This window comes from Caulobacter sp. ErkDOM-E (assembly GCF_048541895.1).
Lineage (GTDB): Bacteria > Pseudomonadota > Alphaproteobacteria > Caulobacterales > Caulobacteraceae > Caulobacter.
In genome coordinates this window covers 200,113-219,855 of sequence record NZ_CP183331.1, presented here as the reverse complement: position 1 = coordinate 219,855, position 19,743 = coordinate 200,113, and the positions used below count along the sequence as shown (strand labels likewise).

Here is a 19,743-nt window from a genome sequence, read left to right as displayed (position 1 = left end):
TAACGATGACGCGGAGCGGACGGCTTCGTCGAAACGGTATTTCTACTTCTTCATCCGGACGTGGTCCGGACGCTCCGCGACCCTTCCCACCAACTCGGCGGTTTCCGCGCGAGGCTGAGAATCCGTGTCCCCTAAACCGCCGCGTGATCCTTCAGCACCCCCAGCGGAACAATCGCCAGCATCTCCTCGTGCGACGCCTCCAGCACCACCGGCGGGGCCAGGCCCGCGTCGAGGGCGTCTTTCCAGCGGCCGGCGCACAGGCACCAGCGGTCGCCGGCCTTCAGGCCCGGGAAGGCAAATTCGGGGCGGGGGGTGGAGAGGTCGTTGCCGGCGGCCTTAGAGAAGGCCAGGAATTCGTCGGTCATCACGGCGCAGACCGTATGGAGGCCCAGATCGTGCGGACCGGTCTCGCAGCAGCCGTTGCGGTAAAAGCCCGTCACCGGGTTCAGGGAGCAGGGGATCAGTTCCCCGCCCAGAACATTGCGGGCGTTCTCGTCATAGCGCGTGGTCATGCGGCGATCCTATCCCGCTTCGCCCGATCCGTGACCAAGATTAGCGCGCGTCGAACGTCTTTGCTTTTGCCGTGGCCCGCGCGTGATTAAGAAGGCTGTATAAGAAAAGACCGCAGGGAATTTTGCATGTCCACCGTCGCCAGGCCGCGCCGCAGCGCTCTCTATATGCCCGCCTCGAACGCCAAGGCGGTCGAGAAGGCGCGCACCCTGGACGCCGACGTGATCATTCTCGACCTCGAGGACGCCGTCGCCCCCGAGATGAAGGAAGCGGCCCGCGACGCGGCCGTGGCGGCCGTCAAGGCCGGCGGGTTCGGGTCCCGCGAGGTGGTGATCCGCACCAATGGCCTCGACACCCCCTGGGGCGCCGAAGATCTCGCGGCCGCCGCCGAGGCCGGCCCCGACGCGGTGCTGGTGCCCAAGATCAACGACGCCGGCGATGTGCGGGTTTACAACGCCGCCCTGCATGCTGCGCCGCCAGCAACGCGGCTGTGGACCATGATCGAGACCGGCAAGGCCGCCTTCCACCTGTGGGAGATCGCCGCCGCCAGCCGGTCCACGCGGCTGTCGACCTTCGTGATGGGGGTCAATGACTTCGCCAAGGAGATGCGGGCCCGCCAGACGCCGGACCGCGCGCCGTTCCTGCCGCTGCTGACCCTGTCGGTCGCCGCCGCCCGGGCCCATGGCCTGACCATCCTGGACGGGGTGCACAACGACATCGAGGATCTGGAGGCGCTGGAGGCGGTCTGCGTCCAGGGCGTCGACTTCGGCTTTGACGGCAAGACCCTGATCCACCCCAAGCATCTTGAGATCTGCAACCGGGTGTTCTCGCCGTCCGCCGACGAGATCGCCTGGAGCCAAGCGGTGATCGCCGCCTTCAAGGCGCCCGAAAATGCGGGCAGAGGGGCCTTGCGGGTCGACGGCAAGATGGCCGAGCGCCTGCATCTGGCCCAGGCCGAGCGCCTGGTCCTGGTCGCGGACGCCATCGCCGCCAGGGTCGGTTAGGATCTGTTGATGCGGGCTCTGGCTCTTCTTTTCGCGCTGTTCGCCGGGCCGGTTCTGGCTCAGGAGTCGCCGGTGGCGACCGCGCCGCAAACGGTGGCCCCTGCCCTATCGGCGGATCCCTTGCCGACCCCGCCGGATCCGGCGGCCGGCCAGTCGGTCCCCGTCGCCCTTGATCCGCTGGGCGACCTGATCACCCAGACCGGTACGACCGACGAGGAAGACGCCCAGCCGACCGCTCAGGCGCCCTATCACAAGCCCACCATCCTGCCGATTCCCACGCCGGAACCGCCCTCTGTCTCCTTCCCGCCGGACGGCGACCATGCCGTGCCGCAGGGCAGCTATGTGCCCGCCGAGCGGATCTACGAGATGCGGGTCAAAGGCTCGATCGTCGCCGCCCAGGGCCTGCAAGGTCCGCTGGATGGCGGCTGGAAGGTGTCGGGGCCTGACGGATCGACCCTCTACACGCTGCAGATCGTCGACCCGGCCGGCGGCTATGGCCCGGTCGAAGGCGCCTGGCGCGACGTGCGCCGGTCCGGCGCGGTCGGATCGACCGGCCTGATCGACAGCGTCGAGCGGTCTGGCTCCGACCTGGTCGTGCGCTTCAGCCCCAGGGGCGGTCCGTCCACCGTGCTGAGCCTCAGCCCGGCCGGCGCGACCCGCTGGAGCGGCAACCTCCATGAGGCCGGCGTCGACCAGACGGTGATCGCCGATCGCGAGGCCCCGCCCAGCCTGCCGCCGGGCTATGTGATCCAGGGCCGCGGACCGGTGATCTGGGGCGCGCCCCGCGCCGCCCCGGCCCGCTCGACCCCGGCTCGGGCGGCGGTCTGCTCGACCAAGGGCAAGACCGGCAAGGCGCTGAAGGCCGCCAAGGCCAAGTGCGCCACCGCCGCCAAGAAGAGCGGCGCGAAAGGCAAGGCCGTGGCCAAGGGCAAGAAAGGCTCCAAGGCCAAGGCGACCCCGGCTCGCAAGGGCAAGGCGACGGCGAGCAAGAAGAAAGCCCCGGCCAAGAAGACGCCGCAGCTTCGCTAGAGGTTCAGGGCTGTCTTCGCCGCCACCACCGCCGCCTCAAGGGCGGTCGGCGCGAAGGCCTCGGCGGGACTGTGGCCCCAGACCGGCCCCGGCCAGGCCGGATCGCCGAGCCGGCGGCCGAGGACGTGGACGTGCAGCTGCGGGGTGACATTGCCCAGGGCGCCGACATTCAGCTTGTCGACCGCCAGGCCCAGCGCCGCGCCGACGGCGCGAACCGCGTCGCCGGCCAGGACGATCTCGTCCATCAGGGCGATGCGGTCGGCCGGCGACAGGTCCTCGATCTCGCGCAGACCCGGCCGGCGCGGGATCAGCACGATCCACGGATAGCGGGCGTCCCGTTGCAGCCGGGCCTCGCACAGACGCAGGTCGCCCAGCGCCTGCGAGGTGGCGACAAAGGCCGGGTCCAGACCGAACTCAGCCACGTTTCGGGACCGCCGCCCAATAGTCGAAGTCGAGGATGACGTGCTCGTTATAGACCCCCGCCTCGTCCTTGCCCGGGAAGTCGTCGCAGGGCCGGTCCTTCGTCGCCACCAGCCGCAGCCGCAGGGCCCCGACGCCGTCTCCAAGGTCGGCCTTGTCCAGCACCTCGCTCCAGGCGAACACCGTGGCCCCGGCGAAGTAGGGGCTGACATGGCGGCCGCCATTGATCGCCAGGATCAGGCCGGCGTTCTGCAGGCCGTTGAACGACAGGGCCTTGGCGGTCGAGATCACCACGCCGCCATAGACCAGCCGCCGGCCCGACGGGTCCTTGGCGCGCTCGAACTGATTGAAGTGGACCTTGGCGGTGTTCTGCCACAGCCGGGTGGCCATGGCGTGCTCGGCCTCCTCGATGGCCATGCCGTCGACATGGTCGATCCGCTCGCCGATCGCGTAGTCCTCGAAAGCGTGCGGCGCGCCGCCCAGGGCGTAATCGTATTTCGAGAAGTCCAGGGTCGCGGGGATGATCAGGTCTGCGGCCGCCACGGCGTCGGCCAGTTTCGGCGTCGCCTGCTCGGGGATCTCGGCCTCGGCGTCCTTCTTGCGGACCATGACCCAACGCACATAGCTCAGCACGCGCTCGCCGCGCTGGTTGGTCCCGGTGGTCCGCACATAGACGACGCCGGTCTTGCGGTTGGAATTTTCCTTCAGCCCGATGACCTCGGACTCGGCCATCAGGGTGTCGCCCGGATAGACCGGGGCCAGGAACAGGCCCTCGGCATAGCCGAGATTGGCCACGGCGTTGAGGCTGATGTCGGGCACGGTCTTGCCGAACACGATGTGGAAGGCGATCAGCGGATCCACCGGCGCGGCGGGCAGGCCGCTGGCCCGCGCCACCTCGTCGGACGAAAACAGCGAAAAGCGCGGCCCGTAGAAGGCGGTGTAAAGCGCCACATCGCCCGCTGTAACCGTGCGCGGCGTGGCGTGGACCAGCACCTGGCCCAGCCGGAAGTCCTCGAAATAGTTCCCGGGGTCGGTCTTGCTCATCCCTGCGCGTCCTTATCGTTGTTCAGACAGTCTTGCCGCAGTGCAGCGAAACGGGAAAGGGGGCTTGAGGCTTGGCCGCTCCGGGCGTAGACCGCCGCGAGAATTTTCATCCACAGTCCTGACGGAGACCCTATGGCTCGCGCGAAGATCGCCCTTATCGGCGCCGGCATGATCGGCGGCACCCTGGCTCACATCGCGGCTCGCGAAGAGCTTGGCGACATCGTCCTGTTCGACATCAGCGAAGGCACGCCGCAGGGCAAGGCCCTCGACCTGGCCGAAGCCTCGGCGGTGTTTGGCAAGGACATCAGCCTCAAGGGCGCCAACGACTATGCCGACATCGCCGGCGCCGACGTCTGCATCGTCACCGCCGGCGTGCCGCGCAAGCCGGGCATGAGCCGCGATGACCTGCTGGGCATCAACCTGAAGGTCATGAAGGCCGTCGGCGAAGGCATCAAGGCTCACGCCCCCAACGCCTTCGTCATCTGCATCACCAACCCGCTCGACGCGATGGTCTGGGCGCTGCAGCAGTTCTCGGGCCTGCCCAAGGAAAAGGTCATCGGCATGGCCGGCGTCCTGGATTCGGCGCGCTTCGCCTACTTCCTGGCCGAAAAGACCGGCGTGTCGGTCGAAGACATCCATGCCTGGACCCTGGGCGGCCACGGCGACGACATGGTCCCGATGGTCCGTCACTCGACGGTCGGCGGCCTGCCGCTGCCGGAACTGGTCAAGCAAGGCTGGATGACCCAGGAAGAGCTCGACGGCATCGTCAAGCGCACCCGCGGCGGCGGCGGCGAGATCGTCGCCCTGCTGAAGACCGGCTCGGCCTTCTATGCTCCGGCTGAAAGCGCCATCGCCATGGCTACCAGCTATCTGAAGGACAAGAAGCGCGTCCTGCCGTGCGCCACCTTCCTGACCGGCCAGTACGGCCTGGACGGCCTCTATGTCGGCGTGCCGGTCGTCATCGGCGCCGGCGGCGCTGAAAAGATCGTCGAGTTCGAAACCAACGACGAAGAGAAGGCGATGTTCGCCGCCTCGGTCGCCTCGGTTAAGGGCCTGATGGAAGCCTGCAAGGCCATCGACCCCTCGCTGGTCTAGGCTTTGACTTGAGTCTGAATGACGAAGGGCGGCTCCTCGCGGAGCCGCCCTTTTTCATGGCCGATAGCGACTAGTGCGCCGCGTCGCCCGGCTCGGCGGAGATGTCTTCCAGCGTCTTGCCGACCTGCTTGGCGCCATAGTCCTTGGCCACGTCGCCCAGCGAGAGAATGCCCGTCAGGGCGCCGGCGTCGTTGAGCACCACAAGGCGACGGATCTGGTGGCTGGCCATCTTGGCGGTGGCGTCGGCCAGGACGTCGTCTTCCTTGACGCTATGGACCTCGCCCTCGGTCATGGCCTCGGAGATCGGCGAGTCGAAGCTGCGGCCTTCGGCGACCACGCGCAGAACGATATCGCGGTCGGTGACCAGGCCCACCACCTTGCCGCTGTCGACGACAGGAATCGCACCGGTTTCGACATGGGCCATCATCTGGGCCACCTTGCGGACCGTATCGGTCGGGGCGGCGGTGGTGACCTGACCGGTCATGGCGTCGCTGACTTTCATGGGGGTAACCTCGTGGTTTGAACTCGAACTGTCTAAACCCCCGCCGATCGCCAGGCGTTCCGCGCTTCCTCTCAGGAGGCGTCCGCCCTATCTGTGCGCCACACCTTCCAGCGGAGCTTCCATGACCCTTTCCATGCACCAGGCCAGCGTTCCCGTCTTCGTCCAGGGCCTGAAGGGTCTGAAGGGCGTGCTGACCAAGGCGTCCGCCCAGGTCGAAGCCAAGGGCTGGGACGCCGACGCCCTGCTGAAGGCCCGGCTGTATCCCGACATGTTCCCGCTTCTGCGCCAGGTGCAGATCGCCACCGACTTCGCCAAGGGCTGCTGCGCGCGCCTGGCCGGTGAAGACGTGCCGGCCTGGGACGACACCGAAACCGGCTTTGCCGACCTGATCGCCCGGGTCGACCGCGCCATCGCCTATGTCGAAGGTCTGGACGCCAGCAAGTTCGAAGGCGCCGAGGACCGCGACATCACGCTGACGCGTCGCGGTGAAACCAGTGTGGTCAAGGGCCTGGCCTATTTCCAGACCCAGGCGCAGCCGAACTTCTTCTTCCACCTGACCACCGCCTACGCGATCCTGCGCAAGAACGGGGTTGAAGTCGGCAAGCGCGACTATCTCGGGACCGTCTAGGGTTTTCGGAAAACGTGGATGGCCCCGACCCCGCTGATATCGATCGGGGCCATCGCGACCTCCAGTCCCGCCGCTTGCGCGAACGGGACCGGGTCGGCGAGGTAATAGGTCAGCCGCTCGTGGCTGTGCGTCGCCGCGGCGCCAGGGGCGGCTTTGGTCACGAAGTCCAGCACCAGATCCATCCGTCCGAGCTTGGGATTGAAGCCATGCTCCAGGATGTACAGCGCGACGTGACCGCCGCCCTCGAGGGCGTGCAGGAAGACAGGCTTGTCGGACGGCGGCGGCGCCTCTCGCATCCGGTCTTCCAAGGGCAGGTGAAATGCCGCCAGTCCGCCGGGCTTCAGATGTCGCGCCACGCCCTTGAACGTATTCCTCCAGGACGCGCCGGCCGGCACGTGGGCCAGGGTGAAATAGGTGCACAGCACCAGGTCGAAGGTCTCGCCCAGCGACAGCGAGGCCATGTCGCCCAGCTTGAACCGAAGGCGGGCGGCCGTTTCAGGGTCCAGGGCCTTTCGCTTGGCCTCGGCCTGGTCGAGCATGGCGGGCGCGATGTCGAGGCCCAGAACGGAATGCCCGCGCTTGGCCAGCTCCAACGCTATCCGGCCCGTTCCGGCCCCGAGCTCCAGGATTTGGCTGGGGCCTTTGGCAAGCCCGGCATAGACGTCCAGATCGCCTGACAGCGTCTTGTCGGCGGCGGTCAGCAGATCGTAGTGAACCGCCGAGAGGCCCTTGCTGGAATAGTACGGCCGGGTGGTCGGGGCCATTCGTTCGCCTTGAGCGGTGATCGGGATCGGAGCGTGAACCTGAACGACGGATCGCTGACTTGTCCAGACGCGGCGTCTCGATGGCCGGCTTTGACTCTTCGCCATTTTCTGTGCATAAGCGCGCCCTTCCGGCGCTTCATCAGCAGCGCCTCTACCGTCACGACCCCAGCCCGCTAGCGCGGGATCCATCTGGACGAGGACGGCGAGGACCCCCATCGACGTGATCGTCCATGGGGGCTGATTGCGTTTGGAGATTTGGGTTCAAACAGGGTTCGACATGTTCGACGGCCTTACAGAGCGGCTCTCCGGCGTATTCGACCGCCTCGGCGGTCGCGGCGTGCTGTCCGAAAAGGATATCGACGAGGCGCTGCGCGAGGTCCGCGTCGCCCTGCTGGAAGCCGACGTCGCCCTGCCGGTGGTCAAGGACTTCATCTCCAAGGCCAAGGAACTGGCCTCGGGCGAGGCCGTCATCCGCTCGGTCAAGCCGGCCGACCAGGTGGTCAAGATCGTCTATGACGGTCTGGTCGACATGCTGGGCGGCGAAGAGCCCACCGGCCTGAACCTGGCCCTGAACCCGCCGTCGGTGATCCTGATGACCGGCCTGCAGGGCTCGGGCAAGACCACCACGACCGGCAAGCTGGCCCTGCGTCTGTCCAAGACCGAGCGCAAGAAGGTGCTGGTCGCCTCGCTCGACACCCGCCGTCCGGCCGCCATGGAACAGCTGGCCATGCTGGCCAAGCAGGTCGAGGTCGAGAGCCTGCCGATCGTCGCCGGCCAGAGCGCCGTCGACATCGCCAAGCGCGCCATGAGCGCCGCGCGCCTCGGCGGTTATGACGTCCTGATCCTCGACACCGCCGGCCGCACCACGCTGGACGAGGCGATGATGAGCGAAGCGGCGGAAATCGCCCGCATCGCCCAGCCGTCCGAAACCCTGCTGGTCGCCGACAGCCTGACCGGCCAGGACGCGGTCCGCACCGCCAAGGCCTTCCACGAACGCCTGCCCCTGACCGGCCTGATCCTGACCCGCGCCGACGGCGACGGCCGGGGCGGCGCGGCGCTGTCGATGCGCCACGTCACCGGCCTGCCGATCAAGTTCCTGGGCGCCGGCGAAAAGGTCGACGCGCTAGACGTGTTCGACGCCCGCCGCGTGGCCGGCCGCATCCTGGGTCAGGGCGATGTCGTCGCCCTGGTCGAGCGCGCCGCCGCCGATCTGGACCATGCCGAAGCCGAGCGCATGGCCAAGAAGCTGGCCAAGGGCCAGTTCGACCTCAACGACCTGTCGTCGCAGCTGTCGCAGATGCAGAAGATGGGCGGCATGCAGGGCATCATGGGCCTGCTGCCCGGCGTCCAGAAGGCCAAGAAGCAGATCGCCGAAAGCGGCATCGACGACAAGGTGTTCCTGCGCCAGCAGGCGATCATCAGCTCGATGACCAAGCTGGAGCGCAGGAAGCCCGACATCCTGGCCGCCTCGCGCAAGCGCCGCATCGCGGCCGGCGCCGGGGTCGACGTGGCCGAGGTCAATCGTCTGCTGAAGCAGCACCGCCAGATGGCCGACATGTTCAAGGCCATGTCCAAGGACGGCGGCAAGAGCCTGGCCCGGATGGCCGGCATGATGGGCGGCGGCGACATGTCGCGCCTGAAAGCCATGGGGGGCGGCAAGCAGGCCGCGCCCGATCAACAGAATTCCGCGGGAGGCCTGCCGGGTCTTCCCGGTCTCGGCGGTGGCGGCGACGCCAAGCCGAACCTCCTTTCCGGCCTGGGCGGCGGTCTGCCGCCCGGTTTCAACCCGTTCAAGAAATAGAACTCGAACTCAAGGACTACCGATATGCTGAAGATCCGTCTCGCCCGTGGCGGCGCCAAGAAGCGCCCGTACTACTCGATCGTCGTTGCTGACAGCCACTCGCCGCGCGATGGCCGTTTCATCGAAAAGGTCGGCACCTACAACCCGCTGCTCAAGAAGGACGACGCCGCTCGCGTCACCCTGAAGATCGAGTCGATCCAGGCCTGGATCGCCAAGGGCGCCCAGCCGACCGACCGCGTCGCGCGCTTCCTGGCCGCTCAGGGCATCGGCTCGTGGACCCACGGCAACAACCCTGAAAAGGGCGCGCCGGGCAAGAAGGCCCAGGAGCGCATCACCGAGCGCGCTCAACGCGACGAAGACCGCAAGGCCGCCGACGTGAAGGCCGCTGAAGACGCCGCCGCCGCTGCCGTCCAGGCTGCTGAAGACGCCAAGGCCGCTGCCGAAGCTGCTGCTGAAGCCGCCGCCGCCGCTGCTGCCGAAGCCGCCGCTGCCCCGGCCCCCGAGCCGGTTGCTGAAGAAGCCCCCGCCGAAGAAGCCGCTGCCGAAGAAGCTCCGGCCGCTGAAGCCGCCGCTGAAGAGGCTCCGGCCGCCGAAGCTGAAAAGACCGAAGGCTAAGGCCTTTTGCGCTGTCGCCCCGGTCTTCGGATCGGGGCGGCGATGCAACATCTTCGATGAGCACCCCCTCCCCCGCCAACCTGATCCTCGTCGGCCGCGTCTCCGGCGGCTTTGGCGTGCGCGGCGAGGTGAAGATCGCCACCTATACCGAAGAGCCGATGAGCCTGGCCGGCTTCAAGGCGCTGCTGCGCCAGGATGGCTCGCCGGCCCTGACCATCGTCTCGGCCCGCGTGGCCAAGGAAGGCCTCGTCACCCGCTGCAAGGGGATCGAGACCAAGGAGGCCGCCGACGCCCTGCGCGGCCTGCGCCTGTATGTCCCCCGGGAATCCCTGCCCGAGCCGGACGAGGATGAATTCTACCTGACCGACCTGGTCGGCCTGGCCGTTCGCCACATCTCCGACAATGCCCTGCTGGGTTCGGTCAAGAGCGTGCAGAACTTCGGAGCCGGCGACCTGCTCGAGATCCAGCCCGCCCTCGGCGGCCAGACCTGGTTCCTGCCCTTCACCCGCGCGGCCGTTCCCGACGTGAAGATCCAGGAACGTTTGATCCTCGCCGATCCGCCCGCCTTGGTGGGAGAACCGGAAGGTCCGGTCGAAGAGGCCGACGACAGCGACGGCGCCGAGCGCCACTACGACTGACGACGGCCGATCCCAGGAGTTCGAGGACATGGTGACCGACGGAAAGTGGCGGGTCACCGCCTCGCGCTATGTTCACAAGGATCGCTGGATCGCCGTTCGCGCTGATGATTGCGTCACGGACGAAGGCGCGGTGGTCGCCCCCTACTACGTGCTGGACTATCCCGACTGGGTCGAGATCATCGCTCTGGACGCCGCCGACAACGTGCTGCTGGTCAAGCAGTACCGGCATGGCCTGGGCGGGATGTCGATCGAACTGCCCGCCGGCGGCATGGAGCCGGCCGACGCCGATCCGCTGCAGGCCGCCAGGCGGGAACTGCTGGAAGAGACAGGATGCGCCGGGGTTCTGACCCTGGTCGGCGAAACGCGGGCCAACGCCGGCACCCATTCCAACCGCACGCACATCGTCCTGGCGTGTCAGGTGGCGAAGGTCGCCGAGCCCAAGGACGACCCGACCGAGCGGATCGAGAGGCTCTGGGTCCCGGCCGCCGAGGCGCTGCGGATGGCCCTGGCCGGCGAGCTGACCGTCGGCATGCAGGTCGCCTCACTCCTGCGCGGCCTGGCTCAAGCCGGCGTGGCGTCAATCAGCCTAGCGAACCCGGCCAGGTCTTGATCCGCATCGGGCATTCCTGCGCCAGCTATACCGAAGGGCCGATGAGCCTGGCCGAAGGGTCGGCGCAAGAAGATTGATCTCGAAATCAATCAAAGAGAGAGTGTTGCAAACGACACTCTCAAAGCGATTTCGAGCCCTATGCCCGTCGATCTACCCGCCGCCGACAGGGCGTTTGCCCATATCCATCAGATCCGGGGCCAGAGTGTCGTCCTCGACGACGCGATCGCCGCTCTGTTCGGAGTCGAGACCCGGCGCCTCAACGAACAGATCCGCCGAAACGCCGCACGGTTCGAGGGCTATGCCTTCCAACTGACGGCTGAGGAGTTCGCCCGTTTGATATCGCAAAATGCGATATCAAACTCCCGAGGTGGGCGACGGACACGGCCGTGGGCCTTCACCGAACACGGCGTGGTCATGGCTGCGACCGTTCTGAAATCCGATTCCGCCGTCGCCGCGATGAAGATGGTCGTCGAGGTCTTCGTCAGTGCGCGTCGAAGGCAGGATGCCTCACCGCAAATCACCAACGGCGTGAGTGTTGGAAACGGCCTGATCCCCAGGCTGACCCAAGCCATGGCGGCGGTGCTCGACTCGGTGGTGAACCAGCGTCACGGCGCCTCCGTCCGGGAAGAGGCCCAGGACCTGCTGGACCGCTCCATCGCCCATCTGAAGGATCGGCTGTCGCGCGCCGGTCTGGAAAATGAGGAACTCGCAGCCCGGGCGACCAAGCTTCTGGCGGAAGCCGAGGCCAGCAAGGCGACCGCCGCCAAGACCCAAGCCGAGGCCGGCGAAATCGAATTGCGTGTCCTGGCGCGCAAGCTCCAGTTGGTGATCGAAGCCGAGCGCGCGATGACCGGGGGCGATATCGACCGGTTCGTCGGGGTCCTGGAACGGCTGGGCGGTTAGAGCCCGCCTACTTCTTGATCCGCATCAGGCATTCCTGCGCCACCGAGGCCAGAAGCGTGCCGTCCTGGCTGAACATCTGGCCGCGCACCATGCCGCGACCCTGCGAGGCGCTGGGGCTGTCCTGGGCAAACAGGGTCCAGTCATTGAAGTTGAAGGGCCGGTGGAACCACATGGCGTGGTCCAGGCTGGCCGACTGCAGGCCGGGCGTGGTCCAGATCAGGCCGTGGGGACGCAGGGCGCTTTCCATGAAGGCCATGTCAGAGGCATAGGCCAGGGCCGCCTGCTGCATCTTCACATCATCGCCAATCGGGGCGCAGGCCCGCATCCAGACCTCCTTGGTGCCCGATTTCTTCTCGGGCTTGACCGGGTTCTGCGGGTCGACCCAGCGGATGTCGATCGGGCGCGGCTTGTCCAGGAAGCGCAGCATCTTGGGATGGACCTGGTCGCCCAGGCTGCGCAGGAAGTCGCCCTCGGTCTGAACATCCTCTGGCGCCGGAGCGGCGGGCATCGGCGACTGGTGCTCAAAGCCCTCCTCGGGCGTCTGGAACGAACAGGCCAGGTTGAAGATCTGCTCGCCATGCTGGATCGCGGCCACCCGGCGAGTGGTGAAGGTGCCGCCGTCGCGGGCGCGCTCGACCTCATAGAGGACCGGAGCGTTCACATCGCCGGGGCGGATGAAATAGGCGTGCAGCGAATGGCAGATCCGCTCGGGCACGGTCTTGTAGGCGGCCAGCAGGGCCTGGGCGATGACGAGGCCCCCGAAAATGCGCGGAAAGCCGTCATTGGGGCTGGTTCCGCGAAACAGGTTCACCTCGATGGCTTCGAGGTCGAGGATGTCGGCGAGGTTTTCGGGCGTCTGCATGGCGATGGGTTATTCCCCAAGCGCCGCCGGGGCAAGACGCGACCTTGCGTCATGTCGTCCTGATCGCCATCGTTTACGCATGCCGCCACCGATCGTGCACCACCCTGCCTTCCGGGCCGAGATGCCAGCGGGGCACCGGTTTCCGATGGACAAGTTCTCGCGGCTGGCCGCCGTGCTGGAGCGCGAGGGCCTGCCGGGAGCCGATGGATTTCATCTTCCAGAGCCGGTCGACGTCGAAACCCTGCGGCTGGTCCACACGGAAGATTATGTGCGTGGCGTGATCGAGCAGTCGCTGCCCGCCGACATCGTGCGCCGCATCGGCATGCCCAACAGCGAGTCCGTCGCCACTAGGGCGCTAGCCGCGACGGGCGGCACCTTGTTGACGGCCCGGCTGGCGCTGGAGCATGGCATCGCCTGCAACACGGCCGGAGGCAGCCATCACGCCTCTGCTGAGAGCGGGGCGGGTTTCTGCGTGTTCAACGACGTCGCCGTTGCGGCCAGACGCCTGCTGGCCGAGGGCGCGATCGGCAAGGCGCTGGTGGTGGATCTGGATGTGCATCAGGGCGACGGCACGGCGCGGATCTTCGAGGGCGATCCCAACGTCTTCACGTTCTCGATGCACGCCGAGAAGAACTTTCCGGCCCGCAAGGCGGTCAGCGATCTGGATATCGACCTGGCCGACGGAACCGGCGACGAGGCCTATCTGGCCAGGCTGGCGGAGATCCTGCCGGCGCTGCTGGCGCGCGAGGCGCCGGATCTGGTGTTTTTCAACGCCGGGGTCGATCCACATGCGGATGACAAGCTGGGGCGTCTGTCCCTGAGCGACGACGGCCTGGCGCGGCGCGAGGCGTTCGTTCTGGGCTGTTGTCTGGAAAGGCAGATCCCCGTGGCGGGGGTGATCGGCGGCGGATACGACGCCGACATCGATCGACTGGCGCATCGTCACGCCCTTCTCCACCGGGCTGCCCTTGAGGCCTTCAAGGCCTGAGGGCGGCAAGCCCGGTGGAGCTATGCGGCGGTCACTTAGAAGCTCGTGGCGAGCGAACCGACGATAACGACGAGCGGCAGAACCGCGAGAACCAGGGTGGCGAAGCCGGCGACGGCGTTGGTCTTGATGGTCATGGTCTTGATCCCTTTTGTTGGCCGCCGCGGTTGTTCGCGTCCGGTGAAAAGAGATATAGGCCCGCCGTTTGGTGAATACCCGTTACCTTTGCGTCATGAAGGCTTTTTAAGAAACTTCCAGCCATCAATTAGCATTACATTGGTGTAATTTTATGTGATCGGCACCGGTCGGAGCAATATTTTACTTCGTCCCATACCGCTTCCCACTTCTTTCGCCACGTGAACGGCCGACCGCAGGTCAGGCACGGCTTGGAGGGCAGATCGCCCTTGCGGACGGCCTTGCCGCCATCGCGTCCGCCGCGCGAGGCCCGGCCCCGGGTCAATCCCTCCCCCTACTCTTCGGACTGGGCCACCAGGAAGATGCCCCGCAGCGTGGCGATCGGTGCGGCGCGAGTTTCCTGCCAGGCCTCGACATGGACGTTGGCGACCCGCCGGCCCAGTTTCTTGATCGTGGCGCGGGCATAGGTGGTCACCGGCCGGCCCGAGCGCAGATATTCGATCGAGACATCCACCGTGCGCGGCTGGCGCTTCAGCGGCGCGGCCACGGACAGCTGGGCCAGGGCCGTCATTTCCATGAAGGCGCCCAGCACGCCGCCATGGATGGCCGGCAGCATCGGATTGCCGACGATGTGGTCGGAGAACGGCAGGATGGCGGTCATCTCGTCACCGGCCAGTTCGGCGGTGATCCCCAGGAACTTGGCGTAGGGGATCGAGCCCAGGACGGCGACCAGGCGGTTGTCGGCGTCGCTCATGCGGCGTCTCCCGTCTTTTTGGCGGCCGGCGGGCCAGAGCGTGAAGGCTTCAGATTGGCCCCGGCCTTCTTGCCGGCGCTGCTGTCGAGCATGAAGGTCGCCTGGGCGGTCGCCACGGGATCTTCCGGGTCGTCCTCGTAGGCGACGGCGCGGACGAAGGCCACCGAGCGGGTGATCTTGTAGCAGTGGGCGCGGGCCATAACGTCGCGACCCGGCTCGGCGGGGCGCATATAGTCGATGCGCAGGTCCAGGGTGGCGATCGAGGTCCAGGTCTCCAGGGCCGCATGCACGGCCTGACCACTGGCATGGTCCAGCAGGGTGGTCATCACCCCGCCGGCGATGACGCCGGTCTCGGGGTCGCCGACGATCTCGGGCCGATAGGGCACCTTCAGGATCGCTACAGCGTCGCCGATCTTCAGGGTGGTGAAGCCCAGGGCCCGGGCCTGCGGGCTGCCCTCGTTCATCGCCGTGGCGATCATCCGGGTTTGTTCGTTGTCTTCGCTCATGCGGCTATGATTAGCAGCCCGCGCATTGTCATATCCACTGTGATCAAGCCTGAAGACCTTCTCTGTCCCCGACCCGATGGCCTCTACTGCCCGCCGGGGGACTTCTATATCGACCCGGTCCGCCCCGTGGACCGGGCGGTGATCACCCATGGCCATGCCGACCACGCCCGCGCCGGCCATGGCGTGGTCGCCGCCACGCCTCAGACCCTGGCGATCATGGCCGTGCGCTATGGCGAGGATTTCGCCGGCCGCCGCGAGGTCGTGCCCTATGGCGGCAGCTTTACCCACAACGGCGTCGAGGTGACCCTGGTCCCGGCCGGCCACATCCTGGGCTCGGCCCAGGCCGTGGTGCGCTGGAAGGGCCTGACCATGGTGGTGTCCGGCGACTACAAGCGCCGCCGCGACCCGACCTGCGCGCGGTTCGAACCCGTGCCCTGCGACGTGTTCATCACCGAGGCCACCTTCGGCCTGCCGGTGTTTCGTCACCCCGACGACGCCGGCGAGATCCGCAACCTGCTGGCCAGCGTCGCCCAGTTTCCAGAGCGCACCCATCTGGTCGGCGCCTATGCCCTGGGCAAGGCCCAGCGGGTGATCCGGCTGTTGCGCGAGGCCGGCTGGGAGCAGCCGATCTATGTGCATGGCGCCCTGGAGCGGCTGAACGCCCTCTACGAGGATCACGGCGTCAATCTGGGGCCCCTGCTGCCCGCCACCACAGAGCAATCGAAGTCGGCCTTCGCCGGCCAGATCGTCATCGCCCCGCCCTCGGCCATCGCCGACCGCTGGTCGCGCCGTTTCGCCGACCCGGTCGACTGTTTCGCCTCCGGCTGGATGCGCGTGCGGGCCCGGGCCCGGCAGCGGGGCGTCGAGCTGCCGCTGATCCTGTCCGACCACGCCGACTGGGACGAACTGACGGCGACGCTGTCCGAACTGCACCCCGGCGAAGTGTGGATCACCCATGGGCGGGAGGAGGCCCTGCTGCGCTGGTGCGAGCTGGAGGGCCTGCCCGCGCGGGCCCTGCGCCTGGTGGGGTATGACGAGGAGGAGGGCGAGTAGGCCGCAGCTGATTTCGCCCCCTCGGCGGCGCCCGCAACACCCTGTCTCATCCCGTCCGGCGCAACCCATGCTGCAGCTTTCGCGTTCCCGATCGACCCCAACCTGAACAAGGCTTCATCGAACCGCCGTCAAATGGCCTCGCGACGGCCTTTCGCTCGTCGCTTGGTCAGGGCAAAGGTTGAGCTCAAGGAGACCGCATGACGAAGACCCCGACCACCCGTCGCGCCCTGATCGCCGCCGCCGGCGCCAGCCTGGCCGCCGCTTCGTTTGGCGGATCGGCCCTCGCCCAGTCCAGCGCCCCAAAAGCCGCCGCCCTGACCCCCGAGCAGAAAGGGCTGGTCGACAAGGCCACCGGCTACATCCAGGGCCTGACCTCGGCCAAGGGGCGGTTCATCCAGACCGACCAGCGCGGCACGGTCACGCAAGGCACGCTCCATATGCAGCGTCCGGGCAAGGCGCGCTTTGCCTATGAAGGCCCCTCGGGCCTGCTGGTCGTCAGCAACGGCAACAACGTCAACATCTTCGACAGCCGCCTGAAGACCTTCGAGAGCTATCCGCTCAGCCGCACCCCGCTGGCCCTGCTGCTGGCGCGCGAGGTCCGGCTGGATCGCGGCGTGGTCATCACCGATGTGCGCCGGCTGGCCGACGGCTTCACCATCGTCGCCCAGGACGCCCGGCGTCAAACCCTGGGCCGTATCAGCCTGGATTTCAGCGACGGCCCGGTCTCGCTGATCGGTTGGACGGTCAGCGACGTGAAGGGCGGCCAGATCCGCGTGCGCCTGGTCGATTTCGACAAGACCGGCGATCTGGACCCCAAGCTGTTTGTGCTTACCGACCCCCGCCCGCGCCGCGCCGGCGCCAAGTCCTGAATGTGACATTCACACAACAGGCAAGAATCAACAGCTTTGCCTCTTGACTATTAATTGCGCAGTGGCATATTTGACACGCATGGCGATGAGAGCCCGACCCTCTCCTCGCAAACCGTGCCGGATCCTATCCCCTCCCGGCCGCGGCATGAGAGACCCGACTTTCGCCCGGACGCTTGATGCGTCCGGGCGTTTTTCGTTTCCGGCGGCGTTCAAACCTTTTAGAGCCAAGCCATGCGCCTCCGTATCGCCACCTGGAACGTCAATTCCGTCCGCCTGCGCGCCGAGCAGGTCGCCCGCTTCGTCGATGAGCAGGCCCCCGATGTCCTGTGCCTGCAGGAGATCAAGTGCCAGGAGGCCGAGTTTCCGCGCGAGGCTTTCATCGCTGCCGGTCTGCCGCACCTGAAGATCGCCGGCCAAAAGGGATGGCACGGCGTGGCCATCGCCTCGCGCCTGCCCTTCGAAGACGTCCCGACCCTGATGAACTGTCGCGAGGGCCACGCCCGCTGCGTGGCGGTCAAGGTGGCCGGGGTCGACATCCAGAACTTCTACATCCCGGCCGGCGGCGACACGCCCGACCGGATCGGCAATCCCAAGTTCGACCACAAGCTAGACTTCTACGAGACCCTGACCGCCGCCCTGAAAAAGCGTGACCCCAGGGACCCGCTGATCGTCACCGGCGACCTCAATATCGCACCAGGCGAGAACGACGTCTGGAGCCATCGCCAGATGCTGAAGGTGGTCAGCCACACGCCGGTCGAACTGGAAGCCTTCGACGCGATGATCACGTCGATGGGCCTGCTGGACCTGCCCCGCCTGGCCATCCCGGAACCCGAGAAGCTGTTTTCCTGGTGGAGCTATCGCGCCGCCGACTTCCGCAAGTCCAACCGCGGCCTGCGCCTGGACCACATCCTGGCCAGCCCCGGCCTGCGCGACGCGGCCTTTGTGGACGGCAAGGTGTCGTCCAGAGTGCATGACACGGTGCGCGAATGGGAACGGCCCAGCGACCACGCACCGGTGACGGCGGATCTGAAGCTTTAGAGGGCGGCCCTCAGGGTCGTCACGACGCGTTCGACTGAAAGGGAATAGCATGCGGTTTTCGGCGACATTCTGCGCGGCCCTCGTTCTGGCGGCGGCGTCATCGCCCAGCTGGGCCCAAGACTATTCCCAGTATTCCGACGCCGCGGTCGAGCGCGAGCTGGCCGAAAAGGTCGATGTCGAGATGTTCTCGATGGTGCCCATGCGCGACGGTGTTCGCCTGGCCACCAATGTCTATCGCCCCAAGGGCGTGTCGGGACCCCTGCCCACCATCCTGGTCAAGACCCCGTACAACGAGCTGAGCTACAAGACCGGTAGCAGCCGGGCGGCCCTGGATGCGGTCAAGCACGGCTATGCGCTGGTGCTGCAGAACGAGCGCGGCCGGTTCTATTCCGAGGGCGACTGGGAAATCCTGGGTCGGCCCCAGACCGACGGCTACGACACCCTGAGCTGGATCGCCCAGCAGGCCTGGTCCAATGGCAAGGTCGGCACGCGCGGTTGCTCGTCGTCGGCCGAATGGCAGCTGGCCCTGGCCGGCCAGAACCATCCGGCCCATGCCGCGATGGTGCCGATGGCCTCAGGCGCCGGCATCGGCAAGGTCGGAGAGTTCCAGGAGCAGGGCAACTGGTACACCGGCGGCGTGCCCCGCAGCCTGTTCTTCGTCTGGCTCTACGGCGTCGACAATCCGCTGCGTCCCCAGCCCCCCAAGGGCCTGGACTCCAAGATGATCGCCCGCATCGCCAAGTACAACGATCTGGCCCCCACCAAGCCGCCCGTGAATTGGCCGTCGCAGATCAAGCGCCTGCCGGTCGACGGAATCCTGAAGGACCTGGGCGAACCGGCCGGCACGTTCGAGCAGCTGATCGGCCACGACGGCCCGGCCGACCCGGCCTGGCGCAAGGGCGGCCTCTATCACGACGACAAGGGCTGGGGCGTCCCGGCGCTGTGGTTCAATTCCTGGTACGATGTCTCGATCGGCCCGAACATGGCCCTGTTCAACCACGCCCGCGCGGTGAATTCGGACAAGGAGGCCAGCGCCAACCAGTTCGTGGTGGTCACCCCCACCAACCACTGCGCCTACAGCGCCAAGGTGCTGACCGGGCCCTACACCTCGGGCGACCGGGCCCTGGGCGAGATCAATTTCGACGCCGACAAGGAGGTCTATGCCTTCTTCGACCGCTGGCTCAAGGGCGACACGGCGGCCTTCCCGTCGACCACGCCGCCGGTCCGCTACTACGCGATGGGCGCCAACCGCTGGAAGCAGGCGGCCCAGTGGCCGCCGGAAAACAGCGCTCCGGTGCGGCTGTACCTTCGCTCGAAGGGACGGGCCAACGGTCTGAACGGCGACGGCCAGCTCAGCGCGACGCCGCCCAGCGGGGCCGAACAGCCCGATCGCTATGTCTATGATCCCGCCAATCCCGTTCAGACGATCGGCGGCGGCGACTGCTGCAACGGAGGCCTGGTCACCGCCGGCGCCTTCGATCAGCGCACGATCGAAGCCCGCGACGACGTGCTCGTCTATACCAGCGAGCCGCTGACCGAGGCGATGGAGGTGACGGGCTTCGTCCGCGCCGTGCTGAAAGTGTCCTCGGACGCCAAGGACACCGATTTCGCCGTCAAGCTGGTCGATGTGGCGCCGGACGGCACGGCCTATATCCTGGGCGACACCATCATGCGCGCCCGCTATCGCGACGGCTACGAGACGCCGAAGATGATGACCCCGGGCGCGGTGCACGCGATCAAACCCACGCCCATCACCACCAGCAACACCTTCCTTCCCGGCCATCGCATCCGGGTCGAGATCACCTCGTCCAACTTCCCCAAGTTCACCCGCAACCTGAACACCGGGGGCGACAATGAGCGCGACACCGCCTTCGTCGTGGCCCGCAACGCGATCCACCACGCGCCCGGCGAGGAATCCTATATCGAGCTGCCGGTCGTGAAGCCGAAGTAAGCCGCCCTGGCCTCCCGTCCCGGCGAA

General features: G+C 67.1%; 23 protein-coding genes and 1 pseudogene. 14 read left to right on the top strand and 10 right to left on the bottom strand.

All coding sequences use genetic code 11. The features are described 5' to 3' along the window. Positions 1–131 precede the first annotated feature (131 nt). The gene (locus tag ACN2C7_RS01150; protein ID WP_419319361.1) at positions 132–512 is read right to left on the bottom strand and encodes a DUF2237 family protein; all 381 of its coding nucleotides are present in this window, start codon (positions 510–512) and stop codon (positions 132–134) included. A gap of 126 nt (positions 513–638) precedes the next feature. Between ACN2C7_RS01150 and ACN2C7_RS01145 the strand changes: the two genes are divergently transcribed. Beyond that, entirely contained in the window at positions 639–1,514 is an 876-nt protein-coding gene (locus ACN2C7_RS01145) for an HpcH/HpaI aldolase/citrate lyase family protein (protein WP_419319360.1), read from the top strand. Between the two features lie 9 nt (positions 1,515–1,523). Further along, positions 1,524–2,543 (top strand): hypothetical protein, encoded by a 1,020-nt coding sequence (locus tag ACN2C7_RS01140; RefSeq protein ID WP_419319359.1) that lies wholly within the window; start codon positions 1,524–1,526, stop codon positions 2,541–2,543. Here ACN2C7_RS01140 and ACN2C7_RS01135 read toward each other — a convergent pair. Together ACN2C7_RS01135 and ACN2C7_RS01130 are read right to left on the bottom strand one after the other, a co-directional pair. Next, the gene (locus ACN2C7_RS01135; protein ID WP_419319358.1) at positions 2,540–2,965 is read right to left on the bottom strand and encodes an HIT family protein; all 426 of its coding nucleotides are present in this window, start codon (positions 2,963–2,965) and stop codon (positions 2,540–2,542) included. The two genes, ACN2C7_RS01140 and ACN2C7_RS01135, sit on opposite strands and share 4 nt — an antisense overlap. Then, positions 2,958–4,007, bottom strand: a complete 1,050-nt coding sequence (locus tag ACN2C7_RS01130) for a MaoC family dehydratase (RefSeq protein WP_419319357.1) — start codon at positions 4,005–4,007, stop codon at positions 2,958–2,960. The genes ACN2C7_RS01135 and ACN2C7_RS01130 overlap by 8 nt, the downstream gene beginning before the upstream one ends. A gap of 132 nt (positions 4,008–4,139) precedes the next feature. Here ACN2C7_RS01130 and mdh point away from each other — a divergent pair, with 132 nt between their 5' ends. Continuing rightward, positions 4,140–5,102 carry a malate dehydrogenase gene (gene mdh, locus ACN2C7_RS01125; protein WP_419253449.1) on the top strand — a complete coding sequence of 321 codons (963 nt, stop codon included), beginning with the start codon at positions 4,140–4,142 and terminating at the stop codon, positions 5,100–5,102. A 70-nt stretch (positions 5,103–5,172) separates the two neighbouring features. On the opposite strand, the gene ACN2C7_RS01120 is transcribed toward mdh, so the two are convergent. Next, positions 5,173–5,604, bottom strand: coding sequence for a CBS domain-containing protein (locus ACN2C7_RS01120; protein ID WP_419319356.1), 432 nt, complete (start codon positions 5,602–5,604; stop codon positions 5,173–5,175). Positions 5,605–5,725: 121 nt separating this feature from the next. Here ACN2C7_RS01120 and ACN2C7_RS01115 point away from each other — a divergent pair, with 121 nt between their 5' ends. After that, positions 5,726–6,232: a DUF1993 domain-containing protein gene (locus tag ACN2C7_RS01115; protein ID WP_419319355.1), complete on the top strand. Its 507-nt coding sequence runs from the start codon at positions 5,726–5,728 to the stop codon at positions 6,230–6,232. Here the strand turns inward: ACN2C7_RS01115 and ACN2C7_RS01110 are convergent. Continuing rightward, positions 6,229–6,996, bottom strand: coding sequence for a class I SAM-dependent methyltransferase (locus ACN2C7_RS01110; protein WP_419319354.1), 768 nt, complete (start codon positions 6,994–6,996; stop codon positions 6,229–6,231). The two genes, ACN2C7_RS01115 and ACN2C7_RS01110, sit on opposite strands and share 4 nt — an antisense overlap. 277 nt (positions 6,997–7,273) lie before the next feature. Here ACN2C7_RS01110 and ffh point away from each other — a divergent pair, with 277 nt between their 5' ends. The 5 genes from ffh to ACN2C7_RS01085 all read left to right on the top strand — a co-directional run bounded on the left by ffh (position 7,274) and on the right by ACN2C7_RS01085 (position 11,563). Beyond that, positions 7,274–8,797, top strand: a complete 1,524-nt coding sequence (gene ffh / locus ACN2C7_RS01105) for a signal recognition particle protein (protein ID WP_419319353.1) — start codon at positions 7,274–7,276, stop codon at positions 8,795–8,797. Between the two features lie 24 nt (positions 8,798–8,821). After that, complete coding sequence (gene rpsP / locus ACN2C7_RS01100) at positions 8,822–9,412, top strand: 30S ribosomal protein S16 (RefSeq protein WP_419319352.1); 591 nt, start codon at positions 8,822–8,824, stop codon at positions 9,410–9,412. 56 nt (positions 9,413–9,468) lie between these two features. Next, positions 9,469–10,050, top strand: coding sequence for a ribosome maturation factor RimM (rimM, locus tag ACN2C7_RS01095; RefSeq protein WP_419319351.1), 582 nt, complete (start codon positions 9,469–9,471; stop codon positions 10,048–10,050). Between the two features lie 31 nt (positions 10,051–10,081). Next, the gene (locus ACN2C7_RS01090) at positions 10,082–10,660 is read left to right on the top strand and encodes an NUDIX hydrolase (RefSeq protein WP_419321517.1); all 579 of its coding nucleotides are present in this window, start codon (positions 10,082–10,084) and stop codon (positions 10,658–10,660) included. Positions 10,661–10,798: 138 nt separating this feature from the next. Continuing rightward, a complete protein-coding gene (locus ACN2C7_RS01085; protein WP_419319350.1) occupies positions 10,799–11,563 on the top strand; it encodes an ORF6N domain-containing protein in 765 nt (254 codons plus the stop codon). Between the two features lie 7 nt (positions 11,564–11,570). Here ACN2C7_RS01085 and ACN2C7_RS01080 read toward each other — a convergent pair whose 3' ends face one another. Beyond that, the gene (locus ACN2C7_RS01080; RefSeq protein WP_419319349.1) at positions 11,571–12,425 is read right to left on the bottom strand and encodes an acyl-CoA thioesterase; all 855 of its coding nucleotides are present in this window, start codon (positions 12,423–12,425) and stop codon (positions 11,571–11,573) included. Positions 12,426–12,504: 79 nt separating this feature from the next. On the opposite strand from ACN2C7_RS01080, the gene ACN2C7_RS01075 reads away from it, so the two are divergent. Next, complete coding sequence (locus tag ACN2C7_RS01075) at positions 12,505–13,413, top strand: histone deacetylase (protein ID WP_419319348.1); 909 nt, start codon at positions 12,505–12,507, stop codon at positions 13,411–13,413. A 35-nt stretch (positions 13,414–13,448) separates the two neighbouring features. Here ACN2C7_RS01075 and ACN2C7_RS01070 read toward each other — a convergent pair whose 3' ends face one another. The 4 genes from ACN2C7_RS01070 to ACN2C7_RS01055 all read right to left on the bottom strand — a co-directional run bounded on the left by ACN2C7_RS01070 (position 13,449) and on the right by ACN2C7_RS01055 (position 14,805). Further along, positions 13,449–13,547: a hypothetical protein gene (locus tag ACN2C7_RS01070; protein WP_419319347.1), complete on the bottom strand. Its 99-nt coding sequence runs from the start codon at positions 13,545–13,547 to the stop codon at positions 13,449–13,451. A 134-nt stretch (positions 13,548–13,681) separates the two neighbouring features. Beyond that, the gene (locus tag ACN2C7_RS01065; protein ID WP_419321516.1) at positions 13,682–13,807 is read right to left on the bottom strand and encodes a DUF2256 domain-containing protein; all 126 of its coding nucleotides are present in this window, start codon (positions 13,805–13,807) and stop codon (positions 13,682–13,684) included. A gap of 72 nt (positions 13,808–13,879) precedes the next feature. Further along, the gene (locus ACN2C7_RS01060; RefSeq protein WP_419319346.1) at positions 13,880–14,299 is read right to left on the bottom strand and encodes a PaaI family thioesterase; all 420 of its coding nucleotides are present in this window, start codon (positions 14,297–14,299) and stop codon (positions 13,880–13,882) included. Next, complete coding sequence (locus ACN2C7_RS01055) at positions 14,296–14,805, bottom strand: PaaI family thioesterase (protein WP_419319345.1); 510 nt, start codon at positions 14,803–14,805, stop codon at positions 14,296–14,298. The genes ACN2C7_RS01060 and ACN2C7_RS01055 overlap by 4 nt, the downstream gene beginning before the upstream one ends. 25 nt (positions 14,806–14,830) lie before the next feature. On the opposite strand from ACN2C7_RS01055, the pseudogene ACN2C7_RS01050 reads away from it, so the two are divergent. The 4 genes and pseudogenes from ACN2C7_RS01050 (at position 14,831) to ACN2C7_RS01035 (ending at position 19,716) form a co-directional block, all read left to right on the top strand. Beyond that, positions 14,831–15,858 (top strand): annotated as a pseudogene (locus tag ACN2C7_RS01050) (ligase-associated DNA damage response exonuclease). A 197-nt stretch (positions 15,859–16,055) separates the two neighbouring features. Continuing rightward, a complete protein-coding gene (locus tag ACN2C7_RS01045) occupies positions 16,056–16,727 on the top strand; it encodes an outer-membrane lipoprotein carrier protein LolA (protein WP_419319344.1) in 672 nt (223 codons plus the stop codon). Positions 16,728–16,958: 231 nt separating this feature from the next. Continuing rightward, positions 16,959–17,765, top strand: coding sequence for an exodeoxyribonuclease III (xth, locus tag ACN2C7_RS01040; RefSeq protein WP_419319343.1), 807 nt, complete (start codon positions 16,959–16,961; stop codon positions 17,763–17,765). 49 nt (positions 17,766–17,814) lie between these two features. After that, the gene (locus ACN2C7_RS01035) at positions 17,815–19,716 is read left to right on the top strand and encodes a CocE/NonD family hydrolase (RefSeq protein ID WP_419319342.1); all 1,902 of its coding nucleotides are present in this window, start codon (positions 17,815–17,817) and stop codon (positions 19,714–19,716) included. Positions 19,717–19,743 lie beyond the last annotated feature (27 nt).